20 protein-coding genes and 1 tRNA gene are annotated in these 26,107 nt (G+C 62.0%); 14 read left to right on the forward strand and 7 right to left on the reverse strand.

Annotation, left to right across the window (positions count from 1 at the left end):
- The 8 genes from rpoB to ACH2DG_RS15930 form a co-directional block, all read left to right on the forward strand.
- The coding region (gene rpoB, locus ACH2DG_RS15895; RefSeq protein WP_395027339.1) for a DNA-directed RNA polymerase subunit beta at positions 1-2,543 on the forward strand (2,543 nt) is incomplete at its 5' end.
- 20 nt (positions 2,544-2,563) lie between these two features.
- Positions 2,564-6,796 carry a DNA-directed RNA polymerase subunit beta' gene (gene rpoC, locus ACH2DG_RS15900; RefSeq protein ID WP_395027341.1) on the forward strand — a complete coding sequence of 1,411 codons (4,233 nt, stop codon included), beginning with the start codon at positions 2,564-2,566 and terminating at the stop codon, positions 6,794-6,796.
- A 184-nt stretch (positions 6,797-6,980) separates the two neighbouring features.
- Positions 6,981-8,384 carry a 16S rRNA (cytosine(967)-C(5))-methyltransferase RsmB gene (gene rsmB / locus ACH2DG_RS15905; protein WP_395027343.1) on the forward strand — a complete coding sequence of 468 codons (1,404 nt, stop codon included), beginning with the start codon at positions 6,981-6,983 and terminating at the stop codon, positions 8,382-8,384.
- 6 nt (positions 8,385-8,390) lie between these two features.
- Positions 8,391-8,987: a DUF4390 domain-containing protein gene (locus ACH2DG_RS15910; protein WP_395027344.1), complete on the forward strand. Its 597-nt coding sequence runs from the start codon at positions 8,391-8,393 to the stop codon at positions 8,985-8,987.
- On the forward strand, positions 8,984-11,275 hold the full coding sequence (locus ACH2DG_RS15915) for an ATP-binding protein (RefSeq protein WP_395027346.1): 2,292 nt from the start codon (positions 8,984-8,986) through the stop codon (positions 11,273-11,275). The genes ACH2DG_RS15910 and ACH2DG_RS15915 overlap by 4 nt, the downstream gene beginning before the upstream one ends.
- A gap of 39 nt (positions 11,276-11,314) precedes the next feature.
- Positions 11,315-12,007 (forward strand): response regulator, encoded by a 693-nt coding sequence (locus tag ACH2DG_RS15920; protein WP_395027347.1) that lies wholly within the window; start codon positions 11,315-11,317, stop codon positions 12,005-12,007.
- Positions 12,008-12,058: 51 nt separating this feature from the next.
- A tRNA-Phe gene (locus ACH2DG_RS15925) sits at positions 12,059-12,134 on the forward strand.
- Positions 12,135-12,347: 213 nt separating this feature from the next.
- Positions 12,348-13,616, forward strand: a complete 1,269-nt coding sequence (locus ACH2DG_RS15930) for an Hsp70 family protein (RefSeq protein ID WP_395027348.1) — start codon at positions 12,348-12,350, stop codon at positions 13,614-13,616.
- Between the two features lie 64 nt (positions 13,617-13,680).
- Here the strand turns inward: ACH2DG_RS15930 and rsmI are convergent, their stop codons facing one another.
- Positions 13,681-14,628: a 16S rRNA (cytidine(1402)-2'-O)-methyltransferase gene (gene rsmI, locus ACH2DG_RS15935; protein WP_395027349.1), complete on the reverse strand. Its 948-nt coding sequence runs from the start codon at positions 14,626-14,628 to the stop codon at positions 13,681-13,683.
- Between rsmI and ACH2DG_RS15940 the strand changes: the two genes are divergently transcribed.
- The 3 genes from ACH2DG_RS15940 (at position 14,619) to ACH2DG_RS15950 (ending at position 16,701) form a co-directional block, all read left to right on the forward strand.
- On the forward strand, positions 14,619-15,077 hold the full coding sequence (locus ACH2DG_RS15940) for a YraN family protein (protein WP_395027350.1): 459 nt from the start codon (positions 14,619-14,621) through the stop codon (positions 15,075-15,077). The two genes, rsmI and ACH2DG_RS15940, sit on opposite strands and share 10 nt — an antisense overlap.
- A gap of 206 nt (positions 15,078-15,283) precedes the next feature.
- Positions 15,284-15,883, forward strand: coding sequence for an SIS domain-containing protein (locus ACH2DG_RS15945; protein WP_395027352.1), 600 nt, complete (start codon positions 15,284-15,286; stop codon positions 15,881-15,883).
- A complete protein-coding gene (locus ACH2DG_RS15950) occupies positions 15,883-16,701 on the forward strand; it encodes a BON domain-containing protein (RefSeq protein ID WP_395027429.1) in 819 nt (272 codons plus the stop codon). Before ACH2DG_RS15945 ends, ACH2DG_RS15950 begins: the two co-directional genes overlap by 1 nt.
- An 88-nt stretch (positions 16,702-16,789) precedes the next feature.
- On the opposite strand, the gene ACH2DG_RS15955 is transcribed toward ACH2DG_RS15950, so the two are convergent.
- The 4 genes from ACH2DG_RS15955 to ACH2DG_RS15970 form a co-directional block, all read right to left on the reverse strand.
- On the reverse strand, positions 16,790-17,713 hold the full coding sequence (locus ACH2DG_RS15955; protein WP_395027354.1) for an NAD(P)-dependent oxidoreductase: 924 nt from the start codon (positions 17,711-17,713) through the stop codon (positions 16,790-16,792).
- A gap of 100 nt (positions 17,714-17,813) precedes the next feature.
- Positions 17,814-18,950 carry a PilT/PilU family type 4a pilus ATPase gene (locus tag ACH2DG_RS15960; protein ID WP_395027356.1) on the reverse strand — a complete coding sequence of 379 codons (1,137 nt, stop codon included), beginning with the start codon at positions 18,948-18,950 and terminating at the stop codon, positions 17,814-17,816.
- An 84-nt stretch (positions 18,951-19,034) separates the two neighbouring features.
- Complete coding sequence (locus tag ACH2DG_RS15965; RefSeq protein WP_395027358.1) at positions 19,035-19,643, reverse strand: cyclic nucleotide-binding domain-containing protein; 609 nt, start codon at positions 19,641-19,643, stop codon at positions 19,035-19,037.
- Positions 19,644-19,795: 152 nt separating this feature from the next.
- Positions 19,796-20,839, reverse strand: coding sequence for a type IV pilus twitching motility protein PilT (locus ACH2DG_RS15970; RefSeq protein WP_224151151.1), 1,044 nt, complete (start codon positions 20,837-20,839; stop codon positions 19,796-19,798).
- A gap of 38 nt (positions 20,840-20,877) precedes the next feature.
- On the opposite strand from ACH2DG_RS15970, the gene ACH2DG_RS15975 reads away from it, so the two are divergent.
- The 3 genes from ACH2DG_RS15975 to ACH2DG_RS15985 all read left to right on the forward strand — a co-directional run bounded on the left by ACH2DG_RS15975 (position 20,878) and on the right by ACH2DG_RS15985 (position 23,393).
- Positions 20,878-21,606 (forward strand): YggS family pyridoxal phosphate-dependent enzyme, encoded by a 729-nt coding sequence (locus ACH2DG_RS15975; RefSeq protein WP_395027359.1) that lies wholly within the window; start codon positions 20,878-20,880, stop codon positions 21,604-21,606.
- Between the two features lie 152 nt (positions 21,607-21,758).
- On the forward strand, positions 21,759-22,895 hold the full coding sequence (locus tag ACH2DG_RS15980) for an aminotransferase class V-fold PLP-dependent enzyme (protein WP_395027361.1): 1,137 nt from the start codon (positions 21,759-21,761) through the stop codon (positions 22,893-22,895).
- An 81-nt stretch (positions 22,896-22,976) separates the two neighbouring features.
- Positions 22,977-23,393 carry an FKBP-type peptidyl-prolyl cis-trans isomerase gene (locus ACH2DG_RS15985; RefSeq protein WP_395027363.1) on the forward strand — a complete coding sequence of 139 codons (417 nt, stop codon included), beginning with the start codon at positions 22,977-22,979 and terminating at the stop codon, positions 23,391-23,393.
- Positions 23,394-23,509: 116 nt separating this feature from the next.
- Here the strand turns inward: ACH2DG_RS15985 and ACH2DG_RS15990 are convergent, their stop codons facing one another.
- Both ACH2DG_RS15990 and norR read right to left on the reverse strand, forming a co-directional pair.
- Positions 23,510-24,310 (reverse strand): hypothetical protein, encoded by an 801-nt coding sequence (locus tag ACH2DG_RS15990; protein ID WP_395027364.1) that lies wholly within the window; start codon positions 24,308-24,310, stop codon positions 23,510-23,512.
- Positions 24,311-24,368: 58 nt separating this feature from the next.
- Positions 24,369-25,988, reverse strand: coding sequence for a nitric oxide reductase transcriptional regulator NorR (norR, locus tag ACH2DG_RS15995; RefSeq protein WP_395027365.1), 1,620 nt, complete (start codon positions 25,986-25,988; stop codon positions 24,369-24,371).
- Positions 25,989-26,107 lie beyond the last annotated feature (119 nt).

Raw genomic sequence — 26,107 nt, forward strand, 5'->3', positions numbered from 1 at the left:
ACCAGACCAACCCGCTGGCGGAAATCACGCACAAGCGTCGTGTTTCCGCTCTGGGTCCGGGCGGTCTGACCCGCGAGCGTGCTGGCTTTGAAGTGCGTGACGTGCACGTGACCCACTACGGCCGCGTCTGCCCGATCGAAACGCCTGAAGGTCCGAACATCGGTCTGATCAACTCGCTGGCACTGTACGCCCGCCTGAACGAGTATGGCTTCATTGAAACGCCATACCGCCGTGTGGTGGATGGCAAGGTCACGAACGAGATCGATTACCTGTCTGCCATCGAAGAAGGCAAGTACGTGATCGCTCAGGCCAATGCCGAGCTGGACAAGGATGGCCGCCTGACGGGTGACCTGGTGTCTGCCCGTGAGAACGGGGACTCGACCCTGCTGTCTGCCGAGCGCGTGCAGTACATGGACGTGTCGCCTGCGCAGATCGTGTCGGTGGCTGCCTCGCTGATTCCTTTCCTGGAGCACGATGACGCGAACCGCGCGTTGATGGGTGCCAACATGTCGCGCCAGGCCGTGCCTGTGCTGCGTCCTGAAAAGCCCATGGTCGGTACCGGTATCGAACGCGTCGCTGCCGTGGATTCGGGTACGGTGGTGACCGCTACCCGTGGTGGTATCGTTGACTACGTCGATGCGACCCGTATCGTGATCCGCGTGAACGACGAAGAAGCGGTGGCCGGTGAAGTGGGTGTGGACATCTACAACCTCATCAAGTACCAGCGCTCCAACCAGAACACCAACATCCACCAGCGCCCTGTCGTCAAGCGTGGTGACGCGCTGGCCAAGGGTGACGTGATCGCCGATGGCGCATCGACCGACCTGGGCGAAATCGCCATTGGTCAGAACATGCTGATCGCGTTCATGACCTGGAACGGCTACAACTTCGAAGACTCGATCCTGATCTCCGAACGCGTGGTTGCAGAAGACCGCTATACCTCGATCCACATCGAAGAACTCGTGGTGATGGCTCGCGACACCAAGCTGGGTGCCGAAGAAATCACGCGCGACATTCCGAACCTGTCCGAGCAGCAACTCAACCGCCTCGACGAGTCCGGCATCATCTATGTGGGTGCAGAAGTGCAGCCTGGCGACGTGCTGGTGGGCAAGGTCACGCCAAAGGGCGAGACCACGCTGACGCCTGAAGAGAAGCTGCTGCGCGCCATCTTCGGCGAGAAGGCATCCGATGTGAAGGACACTTCGCTGCGTGTGGATCAGGGCTCGCAAGGTACCGTGATCGACGTGCAGGTCTTCACCCGTGAAGGCATCCAGCGCGACAAGCGTGCTCAGCAGATCATCGACGATGAACTCAAGCGTTTCCGTCTGGATCTGAACGACCAGTTGCGCATTGTTGAAGCCGACGCGTTCGACCGTATTGCCAAGCTGCTCAACGGCCGCGTGGCCAACGGTGGTCCGCAGAAGCTGGCCAAGGGCACGAAGATCGACAAGGCGTATCTCGACAGCGTGGAGAAATTCCACTGGTTCGATATTCGCCCAGCCGAAGACGACGTGGCTGCGCAGTTGGAGTCCATCAAGAACTCCATCGAGCAGCAACGTCATAACTTCGACCTGGCGTTCGAAGAAAAGCGCAAGAAGCTCACCCAAGGCGACGAGCTGCCTGCCGGCGTGCTCAAGATGGTCAAGGTGTACCTGGCCGTCAAGCGCCGCCTGCAGCCAGGCGACAAGATGGCCGGCCGCCACGGTAACAAGGGTGTGGTCTCCAAGATCGTGCCGGTGGAAGACATGCCATTCATGGCAGACGGCACCACCGCCGACATCGTGCTGAACCCGCTGGGCGTGCCATCGCGCATGAACATCGGTCAGGTGCTGGAAGTCCATCTGGGCTGGGCAGGCAAGGGTCTGGGTCAGCGCATCGGCGACATGCTGCAGGCCGAAGCGCGCGCTACCGAAGTGCGCTCCTTCCTGGAAGAGGTGTACAACAGCCGTGGCCGCAAGGAAGACCTCAAGCAGCTGTCCGACGAGCAGGTCATGGCCATGGCCGAAAACCTGAAGAACGGCGTGCCATTCGCAACGCCAGTGTTCGACGGCGCCTCGGAACAGGAAATCAAGGACATGCTGAAGCTGGCATACCCTGATGACATCCAGGCGCGCAAGGGCCTGACCGAGCCACGCACGCAGGCTTATCTGTATGACGGCCGCACTGGTGAGCGCTTCGAGCGTCCCACCACGATCGGCTACATGCACTACCTGAAGCTGCACCATCTGGTCGACGACAAGATGCATGCCCGCTCCACCGGTCCTTATTCGCTGGTGACGCAGCAACCTCTGGGCGGCAAGGCCCAGTTCGGTGGCCAGCGTTTCGGTGAAATGGAAGTGTGGGCGCTGGAAGCTTACGGCGCCGCCTATGTGCTGCAGGAAATGCTGACCGTGAAGTCCGACGACGTGGTGGGCCGTACCAAGGTGTACGAGAACATCGTCAAGGGCGAACACTCCATCGAAGCCGGCATGCCGGAATCGTTCAATGTGCTGGTCAAGGAAATCCGTTCCTTGGGCCTGGACATCGAACTGGAACGTTCTTAATTTGAAGGGGGTAAGAGTCTATGAAATCGCTACTCGACCTGTTCAAGCAATTCACGCCAGATGAGCATTTCGATGCCATCAAGATCGGCCTGGCTTCGCCCGAAAAGATCCGTTCGTGGTCTTTCGGTGAAGTGAAGAAGCCCGAGACCATCAACTACCGTACCTTCAAGCCCGAGCGCGATGGTCTGTTCTGCGCCAAGATCTTTGGCCCGATCAAGGACTACGAATGCCTGTGCGGCAAGTACAAGCGTCTGAAGCACCGCGGCGTGATCTGCGAGAAGTGCGGCGTTGAAGTCACCCAGACCAAGGTGCGCCGCGAGCGCATGGGTCACATCGACCTGGCTGCGCCTTGCGCCCACATCTGGTTCCTGAAGTCGCTGCCTTCGCGTCTGGGCCTGGTGCTCGACATGACGCTGCGTGACATCGAGCGCGTGCTGTACTTCGAAGCCTATGTGGTGACCGACCCTGGCATGACCCCGCTGAAGAAGTTCAGCATCATGTCGGAAGACGAGTACGACAAGAACGTTGAAGAGTACGGTGATGAGTTCGTTGCCAAGATGGGCGCCGAAGGTATCAAGGACCTGCTCGAAGGCATCGAAATCGATGCGGAAATCGAGCGTCTGCGCAATGACCTGACCGGCTCCGAAGTCAAGGTCAAGAAGAACGCCAAGCGCTTGAAGCTCCTGGAAGCGTTCAAGAAGTCCGGCATCAAGCCCGGCTGGATGGTGATGGAAGTGCTGCCTGTGCTGCCTCCCGATCTGCGTCCGCTGGTGCCGCTGGACGGCGGCCGCTTTGCGACCTCCGACCTGAACGACCTGTACCGCCGCGTCATCAACCGCAACTCGCGTCTGCGCCGCCTGCTGGAGCTGAAGGCTCCGGAGATCATTGCCCGCAATGAAAAGCGCATGTTGCAGGAAGCCGTCGATTCGCTGCTGGACAACGGCCGCCGTGGCAAGGCCATGACGGGCGCGAACAAGCGCGCGCTGAAGTCGCTGGCCGACATGATCAAGGGCAAGAGCGGCCGCTTCCGCCAGAATCTGCTGGGCAAGCGCGTCGACTACTCGGGTCGTTCGGTCATTACCGTGGGCCCAACGCTCAAGCTGCACCAGTGCGGTCTGCCCAAGCTGATGGCGCTGGAGCTGTTCAAGCCTTTCATCTTCGCGCAGCTCGAAGCGCGTGGCATCGCCACGACCATCAAGGCCGCCAAGAAGGAAGTGGAAACCGGCACGCCGGTGGTGTGGGACATTCTGGAAGAGGTGATCCGCGAGCATCCGATCATGCTCAACCGGGCACCTACGCTGCACCGTCTGGGTATCCAGGCGTTCGAGCCTATCTTGATTGAAGGCAAGGCCCTGCAACTGCACCCGCTAGTCTGCGCTGCTTTCAACGCCGACTTCGACGGTGACCAGATGGCTGTGCACGTTCCCCTGTCGGTGGAAGCGCAGATGGAAGCCCGCACCCTGATGCTGGCATCCAACAACGTGCTGTTCCCCGCTTCGGGCGAGCCTTCGATCGTTCCTTCTCAGGACGTGGTGCTGGGCCTGTACCAGGCGACCCGCGAGAAGATCAACGGCAAGGGCGAAGGCATGGTGTTCGCGGATCTGGGCGAAGTGCAGCGCGCACTGGACGCCGGTGAAGCCGAGCGCGCAGCCAAGATCAGCGTGCGCCTGACCGAGTGGAGCAAGAACAAGGCCACTGGTGAGTTTGAGCCATCGACCAAGCTGGTGGAAACCACCGTTGGCCGTGCACTGCTGTCCGAGATCCTGCCCAAGGGCATGCCTTTTTCGACGATCAACAAGACGTTGAAGAAGAAGGAAATCTCCAAGCTGATCAACATCTCGTTCCGCAAGTGTGGCCTGAAGGAAACCGTGGTGTTCGCCGACAAGCTGCTGCAAAACGGCTTCCGTCTGGCAACGCGCTCCGGTATCTCGATCGCCATCGGCGACATGCTGGTGCCTCCGCAGAAGGCGGAAATCATCGGTCGCGCCGAAGCCGAGGTCAAGGAGATCGAGCAGCAATACGTCTCGGGTCTGGTGACCTCGGGCGAGCGCTACAACAAGGTCGTGGACATCTGGGGCAAGGCCGGTGACGAAGTCTCCAAGGTCATGATGGCTCAGTTGGCCAAGGAAAAGGTGGTGGACCGCCATGGCAAGGAAGTCGATCAGGAGTCGTTCAACGCGATTTACATGATGGCCGACTCTGGTGCCCGTGGCTCCGCTGCCCAGATCCGTCAGCTGGCTGGTATGCGTGGTCTGATGGCCAAGCCTGATGGCTCCATCATCGAGACGCCGATTACCGCGAACTTCCGCGAAGGCCTGAACGTGTTGCAGTACTTCATCTCCACGCACGGCGCCCGTAAGGGTCTGGCCGACACGGCGTTGAAGACCGCAAACTCGGGTTACCTGACCCGTCGTCTGGTGGATGTGACACAGGATCTGGTCATCACCGAGATCGACTGCGGCACGCACAACGGCACGCTGATGCGCGCTGTGGTGGAAGGTGGTGAAGTGATCGAGTCGCTGCGCGACCGTATCCTCGGTCGTACTGCGGCTGATGAAGTGCTGCACCCCGAAACCCGCGCAGTGCTGGCCAAGGCTGGCGATCTGCTGGATGAAGACCTGATCGAAGAGCTCGAAGCTGCTGGCGTCGATGAAGTGAAGGTGCGTACGGCGCTGACCTGCGAAACGCGCTTTGGCCTGTGCGCAACCTGCTATGGCCGCGACCTGGGCCGTGGCGGCATGATCAACCTCGGCGAAGCCGTCGGTGTGATCGCTGCCCAGTCCATCGGTGAACCAGGCACGCAGCTGACCATGCGTACCTTCCACATTGGTGGTGCCGCATCGCGTGCTGCCGTGGCATCGAGCGTGGAAGCCAAGTCCAATGGTGTGGTCGGCTTCAACGCTGCCATGCGCTACGTGACCAACAATAAGGGCGAACTGGTGGTGATTTCGCGTTCGGGCGAGATCGTGATCCAGGACGAGTATGGCCGCGAGCGCGAGCGTCACAAGCTGCCTTATGGCGCAACGCTCACCGTCAAACCTGATCAGCAGATCAAGGCCGGTACGATTCTGGCGAACTGGGACCCACTGACCCGACCCATCATTACCGAATACGCCGGCCAGGTGAAGTTCGAGAATGTGGAAGAAGGTCTGACGGTGGCCAAGCAGGTCGACGAAGTGACCGGTCTGTCCACGCTGGTGGTGATCGATCCAAAGCATCGCGGCTCTGCCAAGGTGGTGCGTCCACAGGTCAAGCTGGCCGATGCCAATGGCCAGGAAGTCAAGATCCCTGGTACCGACCACGCAGTGACGATCGGCTTCCAGGTCGGCGCTCTGCTGCAGGTGCGTGACGGCCAGGAAGTGGGCCCCGGCGAAGTGCTGGCACGTATCCCGATGGAAGGCCAGAAGACCCGTGACATTACCGGTGGTCTGCCACGTGTTGCCGAGCTGTTTGAAGCCCGTACGCCGAAGGACAAGGGTGCGCTGGCAGAAATGACCGGCACCATCTCCTACGGCAAGGAAACCAAGGGCAAGGTGCGCCTGCAGATCACCGATCTGGAAGGCAAGGTCTGGGAAGAGCTGGTTCCGAAGGAACGCAACATCCTGGTGCACGAAGGTCAGGTGGTGAACAAGGGCGAACTGATCGTCGACGGTCCAGCCGATCCGCAGGACATCCTGCGTCTGCTGGGCATCGAAGAGCTGTCGCGCTACATCGTTGACGAGGTGCAGGATGTGTACCGTCTGCAAGGCGTGAAGATCAATGACAAGCACATCGAGGTGATCGTTCGCCAGATGCTGCGCCGCGTCGTGATCGAAGCCCCAGGCGATACCAGCTACATCCAGGGCGAGCAGGTGGAGCGTTCCGAGGTGCTCAACACCAACGAAGCAGCGCAGCGCGATGGCAAGATCCCTGCAACGTACTCGAACGTGTTGCTGGGTATTACCAAGGCTTCGCTGTCGACCGACTCCTTCATCTCGGCCGCTTCCTTCCAGGAAACGACCCGCGTGCTGACCGAGGCTGCCATCATGGGCAAGCGCGACGAGCTGCGTGGCCTGAAGGAAAACGTCATCGTCGGCCGCCTGATCCCTGCCGGTACCGGTCTGGCTTACCACCAGGCTCGCAAGGCCAAGGACGAGATGGACGAGGCCGAGCGCCGCGCCATCGCCGATGCGGAAGCTGCTGAGCTGGCTGCCGCGTCGGAAGAAGTCACGGCTTCTGCCGATGGCGCTGCTGCAGACCCTGCAGCGGACTAAGGCGTCAAACATCTGGCAGGCGCTGCCTGCCAGATGCGGATCCCGGAAGACCCGTAATTTCGCGCAGCGGAGTTACGGGTCTTTTATGCTTTATGCGCATGACGCATGGCCGGAACCTATCCGGACTATTCAATAATCAGCAATTTCACGGGCAGATGGCAGCTTGCATCTGTTCCCTCATGGCATGAACCAGGCATCTCGCAAACCACATTCCTCCCGCGCTGCAGACGCATCGACCCAGGGCCCCAGCTTGGCAGAGCAACTGGTGGCGGTGGCTCGCGCCTTGCAGGATGTGCGCCAGGGGCAGTCAGCCCGGGCCGTGCTCGCGGGCGTGGACGCGCCCTTGCGTGCGGGCGTGCAGGCCTTGCTGATGGATGTGCTGCGTGTATTGGGCACAGCCGAGGCGGTGCGTACCGAGCTGGCTGCACGCAAGCCGGCGGCGGCAGCCGATGCGCTGCTGTGCACCGCGCTGGCGCTCCTGCTGCCTGATACGCCGCGCTATGACGGATTCACGCTGGTGAACCAAGCGGTTGAGGCGGCGAAAAAACGCTCGGTCACCAGATCGCAATCGAACTTCATCAATGGCTGCCTGCGCACCTTTCTGCGAGAAAGAGACGATCTGCTTGGTGCCGTTGCTGCGGATCCGATCGCAAAATACAACCATCCTCAGTGGTGGTTGGATCGCCTGAAAAAGGACTATCCCAGGGACTGGCAGGCCATCGTCGCCGCCAACAATTCCCAGGCGCCGATGGCATTGCGCGTCAACCTTCAGCGCTGCAGCCGGCCGCAATATCTGTCGTTGCTGGAGCAAGCCGGTGTCGCTGCGGTGGCCGGGTCAGGCGAAGTGGGCATCATCCTGGCCAAGGCCGTGCCGGTAGAGTATTTGCCGCATTTTGCGGATGGCTGGGTATCGGTGCAAGACAGTGCAGCACAGATGGCCGCGCCACTGCTGCTGAGCGGCCTGCTGCCGTGTGATGGTGCAACGCTGCACGTGCTCGATGCCTGTGCCGCGCCAGGCGGCAAGACGGCGCATCTGCTGGAATTTGCGCCAACGCCGAAGAGTTTGGATGTCGTGGCGCTGGAAATAGATGCAAAGCGCGCAGAGCGCATTGACGGCACCTTGCAGCGCCTGGGCCTGGCGGCCGATGTGGTGGTCGCCAGTGCTGATGACGTGAAGACCTGGTTGCCTGTGGTACAGGCACGCCATGGTGTGCAACAGTTTGATGCCATTTTGCTGGATGCACCGTGCTCTGCCTCGGGCATTGTGCGGCGCCAGCCGGATGTGCGCTGGCTGCGCCGCAGTGGCGATATTGCGCAGTTGGCGACCATCCAGCGCCAGTTGCTCGATGCACTGTGGCCGCTGGTGGCGCCGGGCGGACGGCTGCTGTATTGCACCTGCTCGGTGTTCCGCGAGGAAGGGGAAGACCAGATTGTGCGGTTCCTGCAGACCTGGCCAGAGGCCAAGCGCCTCGCTGCACCGGGGCATTTGTTGCCACAGCATTGGAATGCGGTGGACAATAGCCCGGGCACGCTGGCACAAGACCATGATGGTTTCTACTACGCGCTGCTGCACAAGCCCCTTCGTTAAGCCCCTATGCGATTCATTCAACACCTCTTTCTGACGCTGATGCTGTGTTTGGTCACAGCCGCGCCAGGCATGGCGGCAGAGGCGGAGAAAAAAGTGGAGATGCAGCTGGTGCGCAATGTGGAAGGTGCATTTGCATCCGTTGCGCTGCAGTTCGCATTACCCGAACAGATCGAAGATGCACTCTACAAGGGCGTGGCCCTGTATTTTGTGGAGGAGGCCGAAATCATCTCCGAGCGCTGGTACTGGCGTGACAAGACCGTGCAGAAGGCGGCCCGCTACCTGCGCCTGAGCTACCAACCCTTGACGCGCCGCTGGCGCCTGCATGTCTCCAGCAGCCCGCTCAACGAAGCCGGCATGGCGGCTTCGCTGGGCCAGAGCTTCGAGACAATGGATGAGGCGCTGGCCATCGTCAAGCGTGTGAGGAACTGGAAGATTGCCGATGCTGCAGACCTGTCGGACAGCTCTGATTATCTTGTCAAGTTCAGTTTCCGGCTCGACAGCTCCCTGCTGCCGCGAATCTTTCAGTTTGCGCCTTTTGGCAACAGCGGCCTCAATCTGCAGATCAGGAGCCAACTGCCGCTGCCTGAGTCCAGCACGCCATGAAGATCGAGAAAAGCTCGTCGATGCGTGTGGCCCATAGGCCCAGCCGGGCCCGCTGGCCGGTGATTGTCGGGTTGATGGCGATGATCGGCATTGGCCTGGTGCTGCTGTTCCTGCTATCGCTGGCCACCAACAATCGCATGCTCTACGAGCGATATTTTGGCGTGTTGCTGGGCATCAACATCGGCGTGGCGGGCCTTCTGGGCCTGGTGGTGCTGTGGGGCGTGGGCAGCCTGATGCGTCGCCTGATGGCCAAGCGCTTTGGCAGCAAGTTGCTGCTCAAGCTCGCGGCCACATTTGCGCTCGTGGGCGTATTGCCGGGCGTGGTGATTTATTTTGTGTCCTACCAGTTTGTTTCGCGTTCGATCGAAAGCTGGTTTGATGTGAAGGTGGAAGGTGCGCTGGACGCAGGGGTGAATCTGGCGCGCATCACCCTCGACACGACTGCCAATGCCATGGCCGACAGGACACGCACCGCGAGCGCGCAACTCTCGCAGGTGTCCGATGCAGCAGCGGGTCTGGTGCTTGAGCGCATCAAAGACCAGCTGGGTGCCGATGATGTCGTGCTCTGGTCTGCCGGTGGACAGGCGATTGCCAGCACCGGCCAATCGCGCTTCGTGCTCAATCCCGACAAGCCTTCGTCAGCCTTGCTGCGCACGGCAGGCCAGCAGCAGCGCGCCTTTCAGATCGATGGGCTTGACGATGTGGCCGATATTAATGGCGTGATCAAGGGAGACGCATCCAAAGTCAGGGTCAAGACTCTGGTGCAGGTGGCCAACGGCGACCTGGGTGTGATCCCCGATGGCCGATTTCTGCAGGCCACGATGGTGCTGCCGTCTGCACTGGTGACCAATGCCATCAAGGTGCAGGAGGCCAACCGTGAATACCAGGAGCGTGCCCTGGCGCGCGACAGCCTGCGCCGCATGTACATCGGTACCTTGACCCTGGCGCTGTTCCTGGCGGTATTTGGCGCGGTGGTACTGGCGGCCCTCTTGGGCAACCAGTTGGTGCGCCCCCTTCTGGTATTGGCCGAGGGGGTGCGTGAAGTGGCTGCCGGCAATCTCCGGCCCAAGCCGGTGTTGCCCACCAAGGACGAACTCAGCGGTCTCACGCGGTCGTTTGCCGAGATGACGCAGCAACTGCTGGATGCACGCCGTGCGGTCGAGCGGGGCATGCGCCAGACCGACGAAGCGCGGCAAAGCCTGCAGACGATTCTGGACAACCTGACGGCCGGGGTGATCGTGCTCGATACCGATGGCATCATTCGCTCCACCAATCCGGGTGCGACCCGCATCCTGCGCGCGCCCCTGGCCGCCTACGAAGGCAAGCCGCTGCGCGACATGCCGGGGCTTGAGGCCTTTGCGGATGAAGTGGCCCAGCAGTTTCAGCGCCTGCATGATGCGACCAGTGAACACTATCTGGACCATTGGCAGCAATCGTTCGAACTGCACGGCGACAGCCATCTGCCCAACCAGAACAGCATCAACCTGATTGCCCGGGGTGCCACCTTGCCGGACAACCGCCGCCTGCTGGTGTTCGACGATATCTCCGAGATCGTCTCGGCCCAACGCGCGCAGGCCTGGGGTGAAGTGGCGCGCCGCCTGGCGCACGAGATCAAGAACCCGCTCACTCCGATTCAGCTATCCGCCGAGCGGCTCGAGATGAAACTGGGCAACAAGCTCGAAGGTGCCGATCAGGCGGTTTTGAAGAAGTCCGTGACCACGATCGTGGACCAGGTCGACGCCATGAAGCGTCTGGTCAATGAGTTCCGTGACTATGCCCGCCTGCCTGCGGCCATGCTGCAAGGGCTTGACCTCAATGCCTTGATCCACGATGTGCTGCACTTGTACGGCGAGGAAAATGCCATTGTGCCGATTGAGGCCGACCTCGATGGAGCCGCACCGCGTATCCTGGGGGATGCGCAGCAGCTGCGCCAGGTAATTCATAACCTGCTGCAAAATGCACAGGATGCGACCGAGCAGGCTTGGGCGGGAAAGAACGAGCCTGCGCCCGCAGTGCGGATTTCTACCCGTTATGTGAGCAATAACAAGCGCGTTCGTTTGACAATTGCTGACTTCGGTTGCGGCTTTCCCGAACATATATTACAAAAGGCATTTGAGCCTTATGTCACGACCAAGCCGAGAGGGACTGGCTTGGGGTTGGCCGTGGTCAAGAAAATTGCAGATGAGCATGGTGCTCGTATAGAAATCTCAAACAAGACTGAGGGAGGAAAAATCCTGGGTGCCCAAGTGTCGCTATCATTCGCTATTGAAGAAGCAATGGCAATTTGAGCACTCTTTGCACTGGCAGCACTGGATTTTCAAGAAGATATGGCAAATATTCTGGTTGTCGATGACGAATTGGGAATTCGAGATCTCCTGTCGGAGATCCTGAACGACGAAGGGCACAGCGTGGATGTGGCGGAGAACGCCACCCAGGCGCGCGGATGCCGTGGCGAAAATCAGTACGACTTGGTGCTGCTGGATATCTGGATGCCCGACACCGATGGTGTCTCTTTGCTCAAGGAGTGGTCGATGACCGGGCTGCTGACCATGCCTGTCATCATGATGAGCGGGCACGCGACCATCGACACCGCCGTGGAAGCAACGCGCATTGGCGCATTCTCGTTTCTGGAAAAGCCGATCACCATGCAAAAGCTGCTCAAGGCCGTGGAGCAGGGCTTGCAACGCAATGTGCCGGCGCCCACTGCAGCTCCGGTCGCTGTAGCAGGCAAGGCGGTGGTGGCCAGCTATGCAGCCGGCTCCTACGTGGCGCCGGTGGCGGCCATCGCTACCGTGGCTGCGGTGGTGGATGCCATGCCCAATGCACACCAGGGCTTTGATCTGGATCGTCCGCTGCGTGAAGCGCGCGACGGCTTTGAAAAGGCCTATTTCGAATTCCATCTGGCACGCGAAGGCGGCTCGATGACTCGTGTGGCCGAGAAGACCGGCTTGGAGCGCACCCACCTGTACCGCAAGCTGCGGCAGTTGGGCGTGGACCTCACGCGCAATAAAAAGCATTAATTTCGGTTTTTCCAAAAAGGGCCGTTTTTTCACGCTATAATTCACTTCGTTGGCCCGGTAGCTCAGTTGGTAGAGCAGCGGATTGAAAATCCGCGTGTCCGTGGTTCGATTCCGCGCCAGGCCACCAGGAATCATAAGCCTCAGCATCTGCAAAGTTGCTGAGGCTTTTCTGTTTTGCCATGCACGTCCCGAAGGTGCGTGCGCGTGGCAGAGCCTTCGTCAGTCATCCTGTTGGGGCCTGTCGAGGGCGGGTCTGCATTCTTTTTGGGGCCATGCCTCTCTGCGTGGCACTTTCTTTTGTTCTTGCGCGCCAGGCATCGTATGGCCGGGTCGTTTTTCTATGTCTTTCGTTTCTTCGTCTGCCTTGCTGGGCATTGATTTCGGTACCTCCAACTCGGCCATGGCATTCAAGGGGAATGCGGCGGCAGGGCCCTCGCAACTGCTGCAGGCAGAAGGTGCGTCGCTTGCCATGCCCACGGCCGTGTTCTTCAACACCGAGGAAAACAGCACCCACTTTGGCCGCGATGCAGTGGCGCGCTATCTGGAGGGTACGGAAGGCCGCCTGATGCGTTCGCTCAAAAGCCTGCTGGGCAGCGCGCTGATGCAGGAGAAAACGGCGGTGCATGGCAAGCTGGTGGCGTACCAGGACATCGTGACCATGTTTGTGCAGCAACTGGCTGCGACGGCAAGGCGCCAGTTGGGCATGCTGCCCGCAACGGTGGTGATGGGTCGCCCGGTGCATTTTGTCGACGACGATGCAGCGCGTGACGCGCAGGCGCAGTCCGCACTGGAGCAGGCTGCACGCGCTGCGGGCTTTGCCGATGTGCGCTTTCAGCTGGAGCCGATTGCCGCTGCACTGGATTATGAGCAGCGCATCACGCGCGAATCGGTGGTGCTGGTGGTGGACATTGGCGGCGGCACCTCGGACTTTACCGTGGTGCGGCTGGGGCCGGACCGCATGCACCATGCCAACCGCACGGGCGATATTCTGGCCACGACCGGCGTACACATCGGTGGCACTGATTTTGACCGGCGCCTGAGCCTGCATGCGGCCATGCCCTTGCTGGGGCTGGACCATATGGGCCCCAGCGGCCGTGAAGTGCCCAGCGGCGTGTTCCACGATCTGTCCACCTGGCATCTGATCCAGTGGCTCTACACCGCACAGCGGCTGCGCGATGCGCAGGCATTACGCAGCAACTACCGCGATACAGCCTTGCATGACCGGTTGATGCGCGTGCTGCACGAGCACTGGGGCCACCGGTTGGCCAACGCGGTGGAAGAGGCCAAGATTGCGGTTTCCAACCAGCAAAGCGCACAGCGCCTGGATGTGGAGTGGCTGGAAGCCGCACTCAGCCCCGAGGTGGCGCCTGCCGATCTGCAGCACTGCCTGCAGGCTTTGCTGGCGCAGGTGGCCGAATGCGCCTTGCACTGCGTGCAACTGGCCGGGTTGCAGCAGTCGCAGATTGATGCGATTTATCTGACCGGTGGCTCGTCGGCACTTCAGCCTTTGCGCGCCGCATTGGCACTGGCGTTTCCTGACACACCACAGGTCGAGGGCGATCTATTCGGTGGTGTGGCTGCAGGCCTGGTGCACGGTCAGGCTATCTGATGCTATGAATTAAATAGCTTTCAGCGCCTACCAGGCAAGCGCTGGAAGCCTGTTCTCTTCAAAATCAGTCTTCACTGTCTTCGTCGTCGCTGTCGGATTGCGCATTGCGTTTCATCTGCAGCGCAGCGTCATACAGGCTGTTGCGTGGCGCGCCGGTGATGTCGGCGGCCAGCTTGACGGCGGTCTTGGTTGGCAGTTCGGCCAGCAGCAGTGCCAGCACGCGCAACGCGTCGCCGCCATCCTGCGCCACGGCCTGCGGGTGCAGCAGCACGGCAAATTCGCCTTTGCTGCGGTTGGCGTCCTGCGCCAGCCAGTCGCTCAGCCCGGCCGCAGGCAGGGTGGCAATTTCTTCAAACTGCTTGGTCAGCTCGCGTCCCAGGGTCACGGGGCGCTCGCCCAGCACTGCCAGGGCCTGGGCCAGGTCGGCAATGCGGTGCGGTGCCTCCAGCACGATGAGGGTGCGCGCATCCTCGGCGAGTCGAGTCACTGCTTGCTGGCGCTCCTGGGCCTTGGTAGGCAGAAAGCCAATGAAGGCAAAGCCGCTGCTGGCGTGATCGGCCGCCACCGCACCTGCAGCGCTGACCAGGGCGGTGACACTGCTGGCGCCGGGCAGGGGGCTGACGCGCAGGCCTGCACGCGCCACTGCAGCCGCGAGGCGGGCGCCCGGGTCGCTCACGCCGGGCGTTCCGGCATCGCTCACATAGGCGATGCGCTGGCCTTGCTGCAGGCGGGCGATGACCTGTTCGGCAGCTTCGGCCTCGTTGTGTTGGTGAACTGCAATCAGTTGCGCGCCCGACTTGCCAATGCCGTAGGCGCGGAGCATGCTGTGCGTGTGGCGCGTGTCTTCGCAAGCAACCGCGTCCGCCATCTCCAGAACGTGCAGCGCGCGCAGGGTGATGTCGGCGAGGTTGCCGATGGGCGTGGCCACGGTATAGAGCGTGGAGGCCGGGTATTGCTGCTGGCCTGCGGCTTCTTTGGCGGCTGGCAGGGCAAGGGAGAATGATGCGGACACCGTGGAAAATCCTTGAAAAATGGCGCGCGCCGGGACGCACTGCCGCGCATCCTTCCGGGGCCGATGGGGCAGCGTTTGCTGCAGCCGCCACGACGACTGTACGCGGCCAGGCGGCCGAGGATGCTGCGCTCCATTATCTCCAACAACAGGGGCTCAAGTTGCTGGCGCGCAATTTCCGCACTCCCGGTCGCGGCGGTGGCGAGATTGATCTGGTGATGGAGGAGCGCGACGGCACGGTGGTGTTTGTGGAAGTGCGCCAGCGCGGGCGGGCGGATTTTGGCGGCGCAGCCGGCAGCATTGGTGTCGCCAAGCGGCGACGCATCGTTCTGGCCGCACGCCACTATCTGGCCGCGCAACCGCGCCTGCCCGCGTGCCGCTTCGACGCGGTGCTGGTGGAGCCCGCCATCACCTGGCTGCAGGCAGCCTTTGATGCAGGCGAAGGCATTTGAGATAATTTGCTACAAAAATAAGAGCTATTGACGCTTGATGCATATGCGCCAAGGGTTCAAAATGCCATAAAGTCTGCGCAGCGCCCTGTGCCGTGCGACCGTCCTCGCCGGAAAAGGCGTGTCTAGACACCGCCTTGCGGCGCTTGAGCGACTTTGGACGTGTTCTTCACCAGGGGGAAATCTGCCAAGGGTATCATCGGGCCTCCATGCTTGAGCAACACATCCAACAGCACTTCATCGATAGCGCCGATCTCCACTACCAGGTGTCACAGGAGATCAGCGAAAGCGTCGCCAATGCGGTCTATGCCCTTCTGGCCTGCGTGACCAGCGGCAACAAGGTGATGTGCTGCGGCAATGGCCTGTCATGGGCGCAGGCGGCGCAGTTTGCCGCCATGTGCGTGTCTGGCCTGGACCGCGAACGTCCCGAGCTGGCAGCCTTTGTAATCGATGGCGGCCCGCTGGCGCAAGCGCAGTTGGGTGGCAACCTGACTGGCGACAAGCTCGCCCAGGTGGCTGCACGCCAGGTGCGAACCTTGGGCCAGAGTGGGGATCTGCTCCTGGTGATCAGCGTTGACGGCAACGACCGCTCCCTGCTGGCGGCGGTACAGGCGGCGCACGAGCGTGATATGTCGGCCATCGTGCTGACCGGGCGCAGTGGTGGCAATCTGGCCGGTGTGCTCAGCGAAACCGATGTGCTGGTCTGTGTGCCTCATGACCGCCCTACGCGCGTGCGTGAAGTGCACCAACTGGTGCTGCACTGCATGATGGACGGAATCGATACCCAGTTGTTAGGAGAAGAGGAATGATGCCTGTGTCTTGGAAGCGAGTGACCTTGGGCCTGGTGGCAGTAGGCGCCATGGTGGCGTCCGTGTCGGGCTGTGTGCCGCTGGTGCTGGGCGGCGCTGCCGTTGGCGGTACGGTGGTGGCGATCGACCGCCGCAGCACGGGTATCCAGGTGGAGGACGAGAGCATTGAGCTGCGTGTGGCCAGTGCCATCCGCGAAAAGGCGGGCAACGACGGCCATATCAACGTGACCAGTTACAACCGCCAGGTGCTGCTGACGGGGGAGGTGCCCAATGAGGCCTACAAGCTCAAGGCCGAAGAGGCTGCCAAGGCCAGCCAGAATGTGAAGTCCGTCGTCAATGAGCTGGGCGTGATGTTCAACTCCAGCCTGTCGCAGCGCTCGACGGACACCTTGATCACCGGCAAGGTCAAGGCGAGCATCGTGGATGCCAAGGATCTGTCGTCGAACTCCATCAAAGTCGTGACCGAGCGCAACGTGGTCTACCTGATGGGCCGCGTGACCGAGCGTGAATCCAAGCGTGCCGCCGAGATTGCCCGCGGGGTGAGCAACGTGCAGAAAGTGGTGCGTGTGTTCGAGGTGATCAGCGAAGACGAGCTCAAGTCGCTGAGCGTGAACCGCAGCACCGGCAATGCAGCGCCGGTGGTGAACGACGGCAGTGCAGCGCCTGTCAGCACGCAGCCCGCCACCGTGGTGCCTGCCGCTGCACAAGCTCCGGCAGCTGCCAGCAGCGCCACACCGGTCAGCACCGGTGTCACGACCTCTCCGGTGAGCACCACGCCGGTGCAGCCGCTCAATGACGGCTTTACCACCAAGCCCTGATGGGATGGCGGACGCCGCTGTAAAGCAAAAAGGCCGCATATGCGGCCTTTTTTGTATCTGGCGCATGCTGGGTGAGCGCCAGTAGCTATCATTTTTTATGGAGGCGCGCGATCAGGCTGGAGGTATCCCAGCGGTTGCCGCCCATCTGCTGCACATCGGCGTAGAACTGGTCGACCAATGCCGTCACCGGCAGGCGCGAGCCATTGCGCTTGGCCTCGTCCAGCACCAGGCCCAGGTCCTTGCGCATCCAGTCCACGGCAAAGCCGAAGTCGAACTTGCCCTCCACCATGGTCTTGCCGCGGTTTTCCATCTGCCAGCTTTGCGCCGCGCCCTTGCTCACCACATCCAGCACCTGGGGCATGTTCAGCCCCGCATTCATGCCAAAGGCGATGGCTTCCGACAGGCCTTGCACCAGACCGGCAATGCAGATCTGGTTGACCATCTTGGCCAACTGGCCCGAGCCGCTTGCGCCCAGGTAGGTGCAGGCACGCGAGAAGGCCATGGCCACCGGCTTGATGGTGTTGAACACCGCTTCATCGCCGCCGCACATCACCGTGAGCTGGCCATTGACGGCGCCCGCCTGCCCGCCGGAGACGGGCGCATCGATGAACTGCAGGCCCAGCGCCTGGGCCTGGGCGTAGAGTTCACGGGCCACATCCGCCGATGCCGTGGTGTGGTCCACAAAGACCGCTCCAGGCTGCATGCCGGCAAAGGCGCCATCTTGGCCGGTGGTGACCGAGCGCAGGTCATCGTCATTGCCCACGCAGCAGAACACGATGTCGGCACCGGCTGCTGCCTCGCGCGGCGTGGGCGCGTGGGCCGGGGCCTTGCTGGCGGAAAATTCGGCCACCCAATCCTGGGCTTTCTTGGCGGTGCGGTTGTACACGGTGACCTGGTGGCCCGCCTGGGCGAGATGGCCAGCCATCGGGTAGCCCATGACGCCCAGGCCGATGAAGGCCACTTTCAACGCGGGGGTGGAGTCGTAGGAACGCGCTTGGATACTGCTGGGCATGGAATCTCCTGAAAAAAGAAAAGGCGCGCATTGCATGGTGCATGGCAATGGCGCGCCGTGAATGCGGTGCAGCCTGCTGCGGCTGCTGTCTGCACACAGTCTAGACGATTGTGAGATGCTCGGTGCCTTCGGCCAGGTCGGTGCGCTTGGCGCGCTGGCTGCCCAGCTTGATCTGCAGGCGCAGGTCGTTGACCGAGTCGGCGTTGCGCAGCGCGTCTTCGTAGGTGATCATGTTGGCCTCATACAGGTCGAACAGCGCCTGGTCAAAGGTCTGCATACCCAGGTTGCGGCTCTTTTTCATGATCTCCTTGATCTCGCCCACCTCGCCCTTGAAGATCAGGTCCGCAATCAGCGGCGTGTTCAGCATCACTTCCACGGCGGCCACACGGCCCTTGCTGTCCTGCTTGGGCAGCAGGCGCTGCGACACCATGCCGCGCAGATTCAGCGACAGGTCCATCAGGAGCTGCGCGCGGCGCTCTTCGGGGAAGAAGTTGATGATGCGGTCCAGCGCCTGGTTGGCGCTGTTGGCGTGCAGGGTCGCCAGGCACAGGTGGCCGGTTTCGGCAAAGGCCACGGCGTGCTCCATGGTCTCGCGGTCACGGATTTCGCCCATCAGGATCACATCGGGCGCCTGACGCAGCGTGTTCTTCAGTGCGGCTTCCCAGCTTTCGGTGTCCAGCCCCACTTCGCGCTGGGTCACGACGCAGTTCTTGTGGGGGTGGACGAATTCCACCGGGTCTTCGACAGTGATGATGTGGCCGTAGGAGTTTTCGTTGCGCCAGTCCACCATGGCGGCCAGGGTGGTGGATTTGCCCGAGCCCGTGGCGCCCACCATGATGCACAGCCCGCGCTTGGCCATCGCCACGTCCTTGAGCACCTGGGGCACACCCAGGCCATCGATGGTTGGCAGGGTCAGCGGAATGGTACGCAGCACCAGGCCGACGCTGCCTTGTTGCACAAAGGCGTTGACGCGGAACCGCCCGATGCCTGCGGGCGAGATCGCGAAATTGCATTCCTTGGTCTTTTCGAACTCGGCAACCTGGCGGTCGCTCATGATGGAGCGCGCGAGCGTCAGCGTATGGTTGGGCGAGAGCGGCTGGCTGGATACTTTGGTGACCTTGCCGTCGATCTTGATGGCGGGCGGAAAATCGGCAGTGATGAACAAGTCACTGCCATTGCGCTGCACCATCAGCTTGAGCAAATCGTTGATGAATTTACTGGCCTGGTCCCGTTCCATGGTGATCCTCTCTGTGTGTCGCTCTGTATCGCTGTTGTTACTTGCGCAACAGCGACGGACACGGTCAGCTGGACAGGGAAGGTGTCAGGGCTCGATCCGGGCGGTCGTCTGGCGCAGTCGGGTGGATAGCTTGCGTGCAAACAGCGCCAGCAGGTAGGCGGCGGTGGATGCGTCCAGCTCCATCATGGCATCCAGTGTATCGGCCTTCAGCACGGCGAGGGCGCAGTCGGTACTGCTGGTGCACGAAGAAAAGCGCGGACTGCTGTCAAACAGCGACATTTCTCCCAGTACATCACCGGCCTGGGTGTCTGCCAGGTGCGCCAGGCTGCCATCGGGCATGCGGCGGTCCACCGAAACCTGTCCGCTCATCTGGATCAGCATGTAGTCGCCCAGTTCACCCTGGGTGATAAGGGTTTGCTGCGCAGGCACATGGTAGAACTCCAGGTATTGCACCAGCTGGTCGATAAAGGGCGATTGCAGGTGGCGAAGGGAGGTGTCCTGCGACCAGACCAGCCGCAGCGCGGCAGCGGGGTCTGCCGGCGTCAGCAATTGCGCGTGGACGGCCTTGCGTCTCTGGTTCCAGTGGACGAACGGGACATTGGCAGCGCTGGCCCGTTGAAAGCCGTGCAGGAAAAAGCCGGTCTCGGCTTCTTCCATGGCGTCTGCGGGTGCGAGCATGGGCTGGCTGTTCATGGCGCTGCATCTCCTTTGCCCAAGGATAAAGGGCGCCAGCGGCGTGTGCAATCACCGCTGGCGCCCTTCGTGCAACCGTTTGTCAGCCAATTGTGAACGGCTGTGACAGGGTGCCTGCGCCCGCTGCGCAGGCAATCACCTGACGCAGGGGCTCAACCCGGGAAGTTTTCCGGTGTCTTGGCCTTGCCGCGTGCCTCTGCTGGGCTGATCACGTTGCGGCGCACCAGGTCGGTCAGGTTCTGGTCCAGAGTCTGCATGCCCACGGCATTGCTGGTCTGGATGGTGGAATACATCTGCGCCACCTTGGCTTCGCGGATCAGGTTGCGGATGGCCGGTGTGCCCAGCATGATTTCGTGCGCAGCCACGCGGCCCTGGCCGTCCTTGGTCTTGCACAGCGTCTGCGAGATCACGGCCTGCAGCGATTCGGAGAGCATCGCACGCACCATTTCCTTTTCTTCGGCTGGAAACACGTCGATGATACGGTCGATGGTCTTGGCGGCCGACGAGGTGTGCAAGGTGCCGAACACCAGGTGGCCGGTTTCTGCCGCCGTCATGGCAAGGCGAATGGTCTCCAGGTCGCGCATTTCGCCCACCAGGATCGCGTCCGGGTCTTCACGCAGCGCCGAGCGCAGCGCGGCACTGAAAGACAGGGTCTGCGGTCCCACTTCGCGTTGGTTGATGAGGCATTTCTTGGACTCGTGCACGAATTCGATGGGGTCCTCCACCGTGAGGATGTGCCCGTATTCGTTTTCGTTCAAGTAGTTCACCATGGCTGCCAGGGTGGTGGATTTGCCCGAACCGGTCGGGCCCGTCACCAGCACCAGACCACGCGGCTTGAGCGACAGCTCGGCAAAGATCTTCGGGGCGTTCAACTGCTCCAGCGTCAGAATTTTGCTCGGAATGGTACGGAACACCGCACCTGCGCCCCGGTTCTGGTTGAAGGCGTTGACGCGAAAGCGCGCCAGGCCGTCGATCTCGAACGAAAAGTCGACTTCCAGGAACTCTTCATACTGCTTTCGCTGGGCATCGCTCATGATGTCGTAGACCATCGCGTGCACCTGCTTGTGGTCCAGCGGATCGACGTTGATGCGGCGCACATCGCCATGAACCCGGATCATTGGCGGCAGGCCGGCTGACAAGTGCAAGTCAGAAGCCTTGTTTTTGACGCTGAATGCCAGCAATTGCGTGATATCCACTGCAGTTCCCTCTTTGATTTGTTACTCTGCCAAGCATTATGAGCACGATTGTCGAAAAAATTCAGCACATACACCAGCAAATCGACGAGGCTTGCCGCGCCGCGGGGCGCCCCGTGGGCAGCGTGGCGCTGCTGGCTGTCTCGAAAACCTTCGGTGTGGACGCGATTGCAGACGCCATTGCCGCAGGGCAGCAAGCGTTTGGAGAAAACTACATTCAGGAAGGCGTGGAGAAGGTCGGCTACTTTGCCGACCAGCCCGCCTACCGGGACAAGGGCCTCGTCTGGCACTGCATCGGTCCGGTGCAAAGCAACAAGACCCGCCTGGTGGCCGAGCACTTTGACTGGGTGCACACCATCGACCGCCTCAAGATCGCGCAGCGCCTGTCGGAGCAGCGACCCGAACACCGGGCACCTCTGCAGGTCTGCATCCAGGTCAACGTGGATGGCGGCACCACCAAATCCGGCGTGGCGCCCGCCGACGTGGAAGCGCTGGTGCGCGAGGTGGCGCAATTGCCCCGTCTTGTCCTGCGTGGTGTGATGAGCATCCCTGACGCTGCGCCCGATTTCGAGGCGCAGCTCGCCCTGCATCAGCGCGCCAAGTCCGTTTTTGACGATATTGCGAGGCTGGGCCTGCCGCAGTTGGCGCAGTGGGACACCTTGTCGCTGGGCATGACGGCCGACCTGCAGGCCGCCGTGCAGGCCGGATCGACCCTGGTGCGCGTGGGCAGCGGAATTTTCGGCAGCCGCAACTATGCGACAGCAGGTTGATGGTTTGCTATTGTTTTTGAATGTTCTCTGCTTGCTGGGTGCGCACCAACGCCGCATTTCGGTCAAATGGATGCGGACTGCCTGCTGCCGGGGCTGCATGATAAGCTGACGCCCCGGTCCCTCTTACCTGCAAACCTTCCCAAGGAGACACCATGCCTGGATTGCTGCCTGACGTCGATCCCGATGGCCTGCTGGAGTTTTCGGTCGTCTACACCGACCGCGCGCTCAACCACATGTCCAAGAAATTCATTGGCGTGATGGGCGACATTCTCCACATTCTCAAGACCACCTACCACGCGCACACGGCCGTCATCGTGCCCGGCAGCGGCACCTTCGGCATGGAAGCCGTCGCCCGCCAGTTTGCCAACAAGGCCAAGGTGCTCATCGTGCGCAATGGCTGGTTCAGCTACCGCTGGACGCAGATTTTCGAAGAGGGCGGCCTCGGTGGCGGCGCCGTCATCTGCAAGGCACGCCCCTCGGGCAATGGCGCGCAGGATGCGTGGGCGCCGTGCCCCGCAGACGAAGTGGCTGCCACCATCCGCAAGGAAAAACCCCAGGTCGTGTTTGCGCCGCATGTGGAAACGGCCAGCGGCATCATCCTGCCCGATGACTATCTGCAGACGATCAGTGCGGCTGCGCACGAAGTGGGCGCGCTCATGGTGCTCGACTGCGTGGCCAGCGGCGCCATGTGGGTCGATATGCAGAAAACCGGCGTGGATGTGCTCATTACCGCGCCCCAAAAGGGCTGGAGCGGGACGCCCTGCTGCGCCATGGTCATGCTCTCCGAGCGGGCACGAAAGGCGATCGATGACACCAAGAGCAGCAGCTTCTCCTGCGACCTGAAGAAGTGGATGCAGATTGCCGAAGGCTACGAGAAAGGCCAGCACGCCTACCACGCCACCATGCCAACCGATGCCCTGGTGCATCTGCGCGATGTGATGAAGGAGGCCGAGGGCTACGGCTTTGACAAGCTGCGGCAGGAGCAGATGCTGCTGGGCCAGAAGGTGCGCGAACTGCTCGAATCACGGGGCTTTCCCAGTGTGGCGGCGCAAGGCTTCAAGGCGCCGGGCGTGGTGGTGAGCTACACCACCGATCCAGACATCCAGAACAGCAAGAAATTCGCCAGCGTCGGCCTGCAAACGGCAGCTGGCGTGCCGCTCATGTGCGACGAAGGGCCGGACTTCAAGACCTTCCGCATCGGCCTCTTCGGCCTGGACAAGTGGCACAACGTCGACAGAACGGTCGGCCATTTGCGTAAAGGGTTGGACGATTTGGGTATCAAAGGTTAACTTCTGTTTTGATAGCTGCTGGCGCGCACCCGAAGCGCGCAAAATGCATTTTTTCTGGTTTTAGGAAACGGATTTTTCAGCATGAAAGCATTGACCGCCAGCGCCCTGTGCGCTGCCATCGCCCTGGCTGCCGGCTTCGCCCACGCCCAAGCCAAGCCCGTCACCACCAAGAGCGGCCTGGTGTACGAGAGCGTGAAGGAAGGCACGGGCGCCAGCCCCAAGGCCAGCGACACCGTCAAGGTGCACTACAAGGGCACCTTCCCTGACAGTGGCAAGGAGTTCGACAGCTCCTACAAGCGCGGTGAGCCGATCGAATTTCCGTTGCAAGGCGTGATTCCCTGCTGGACCGAAGGCGTGCAGATGATGAAGGTGGGCGGCAAGGCCAAGCTGACCTGCCCACCGGGCATTGCCTACGGCGCGCGCGGTGCGGGCGGCGTGATTCCTCCCAATGCAACCCTGAACTTCGAGGTGGAACTGCTGGGCATCAAGGGTCAGTAAGAGGCCCGTAAAAGGCCCGTCACCCGATGCCGCATCGGTAGATGCGAGGCCTGGACGCGGAAACCCGTGTTCAGGCCTTTTTCATGGGTAGGGCAGGGCGCCGCCGGCGGTCTCCGTCAATAGTCGGCCATATTTTCGGTATAGCCCAGCAGCAGGGTGCGCTGCGTCTGCAGCAATTGCTCCAGGGTCTGCCACGCGGGGTGCTGCAGCACCTCATTGCCCTGGCCGCTGCCGTACAAGGTGCGCAGCTCGTCCACCAGGCGGCGTGCTTCGTCGCTGGAGAGTGGGGCCTGGCGCACAAAACCCATCCAGGCGGCTCCCATGCCGAAAAAGCGGTAGTTCCATTGCGCAGCCAGATGGCGGATGACGGCATGGTTCTGGAACGTGTCCCAGTCGCAGCTGAAGTAGCCATTGGGCTGGCCGGCGATCATCAGCTCATCTGACGGCACCGGCAGGCGCTGGATGTAGACCACCTCGTCCAGCAAGGCATCGGGGTCGGCGTTGACGGATACCAGCGAATCGATGTCCTCCGGGGCGGCATTGAGGCTGCCGCATACGTCGCTCCAGGTCTGCACCAACTCCGGGTTGGCCAGTTGCTGCACGCGGTGCTGCAGGCAGGCCAGTTCCCAGGCGGCAAGCTCGGCGGGGGCATCCCAGTCCATGTTTTCGGGCGCATCCACCTCCAGCCGCTCGTCGCTGCGGGCATGGCCGCTGGTATAGCTGCACTGGGCAGTGTCGTCCAGGGTGCACAAATAGCGGTGCGACGGATCGGCTGCGCGCAGGCTGTCCAGATGCGCGAGAAGCGCTTCCAGGCTGCCGGGCGCTTCCACCCATTCAAAGGCAAAGCCGTAGTTCAGGCGGCGAAAGGGCGCAGGGTCTGCCTGGCGTCCCGGGGGTGGAAAGCGACCGGTTTTCATAGGGTGTTCTGCAGCAGATGGCCCCAATCCTGGGCGCTTGGAGATCGTAAACACGTTCTTAGTGTCGCTCAATTCCCAGGCGCTTGGCCAGCCGCTGCAGGTTCGCTCGGTCCAGCTGAAGCTCGCGCGCCGCTGCGGCCCAGCTTCCGTTGTGGCGCGCAAGGCTTGCGCTGACCAACTGGCGTTCATAGGCCTGCAGACTGTCCCGCAGGCCATGGCTTGCCAAAGGCGTGCTGGCAGATTCGATGGCCGGTGCGGCTGATGCCGGCAGCGCCGCGCCCGCCAGCCCGGGTGGCATGGGCGCTGCTGCGGCGGCATCCCAAAGATCTTCTTCGCCAATGCTCAGCATGCGCGGCCGTGCCCGGTCCTTGCCTTGGGGCAGGGTGCGGCTGAGGGCCTTGAGCACGGCCCGGCTGATGCAGTGTTCCAACTCGCGCACATTGCCGGGCCAGGGGTAGCGCAGGAGCGCGGCCTGCGCGGCGGAATCCAGCCGCAGCCCGCCCAGTTGCAGGCGCGAGCGGTTTTCTTCGAGAAAGCTGCCGGCCAGTACCAGCGTGTCGCTGTCGCGCTTGCGCAGCGGCGGCACCACCAAGGGGTAGACGCACAGGCGGTGGTAGAAATCGGCACGCATGCGGCCGGCGCGCACCTCATCTGCCAGGTCGCGGTTGGTGGCGGCGATCACGCGCACGTCCACCTGGTGTTCGCGGTCCGATCCCAGGCGCTGCAACTGGCCGCTTTGCAGCACGCGCAGCAGCTTGGCCTGCACGGGCAGCGACAGCTCGCCCACCTCATCGAGAAACAGGGTGCCCTGGTGCGCCTGCTCGAACTTGCCGCGTCGCTCGGCGAGCGCGCCGGTGAATGCGCCGCGCACGTGGCCAAACAGCTCACTTTCCACCAGGTTGTCAGGCAGCGCCGCGCAGTTGATGCTGATGAGCGGGCGGTCTGCGCGCGCCGATTGCGCATGCACGGCCTGGGCCACCAGTTCCTTGCCGGTGCCGGTTTCGCCGGTGATGAGCACGGCCAGATCGCTGGCGGCGACCAGGGCAATGTGCTTTTGCAACTGGCGGATGGCGGGGCTCGAGCCCAGGATCTGCCGCATGCCGTGTGCGCCCTGGGCGGGGCCGCGTGCGGCGGGCGCATTGGCGCTGCGGGCCACCTGGGATATCTGCTGCACACGCTCTGCCGTGGCCACCGTGGCTGCGGCCAGGTTGCTGAAGGCCTGCAACAGCTCCAGTGCCTGGCTGCCTTCAAAGCGGCCGGGCTGCAGCGCGTCAAGTGTGAGCAGGCCCCAGGCGAGGCCACCGGTCTGGAGCACACAGCCCATGCAGTCATGCACATGCAGCGGGCCCTGGTGCAGGCTGTGGGCGATCAGCCCGTCATAAGGGTCGGGCAGGGGGCTGTCGGGGGCAAAGCGCATGGCCTGCCCGGCGGCCAGCAATTGCGCCAGGCGCGGGTGCTCGGCCACTTTGAAGCGCCGGCCCAGGGCATCGGGCACCAGGCCGTCCATGGCGACGGGCCGCAGCCATTCGCCTTCGAGCCGCAGCAGGGCCACGGCATCTGCGGGCAGCAGGGTGCGCAGCGCAGCCAGCAGGCGGCGCAGGCGTTCGCGCTCGGTCATCTCCTGTGCCAGATCGGCCACCAGGGGAATCACTGCGTTGAGGATTTTGGATGATGTCAAAACGACCTGTGATGTCAAAAACACTGCATTTTTAGGTTGTCAGTATGACTGCAATCATTGTGCAACACATTGATATTCCTCAAGGATGGTGTTGGCACGCTATCTGCACTACAGAGGGA

The organism is Comamonas odontotermitis (genome assembly GCF_040396735.1).
Taxonomy (GTDB): Bacteria; Pseudomonadota; Gammaproteobacteria; order Burkholderiales; family Burkholderiaceae_C; genus Comamonas; species Comamonas odontotermitis_C.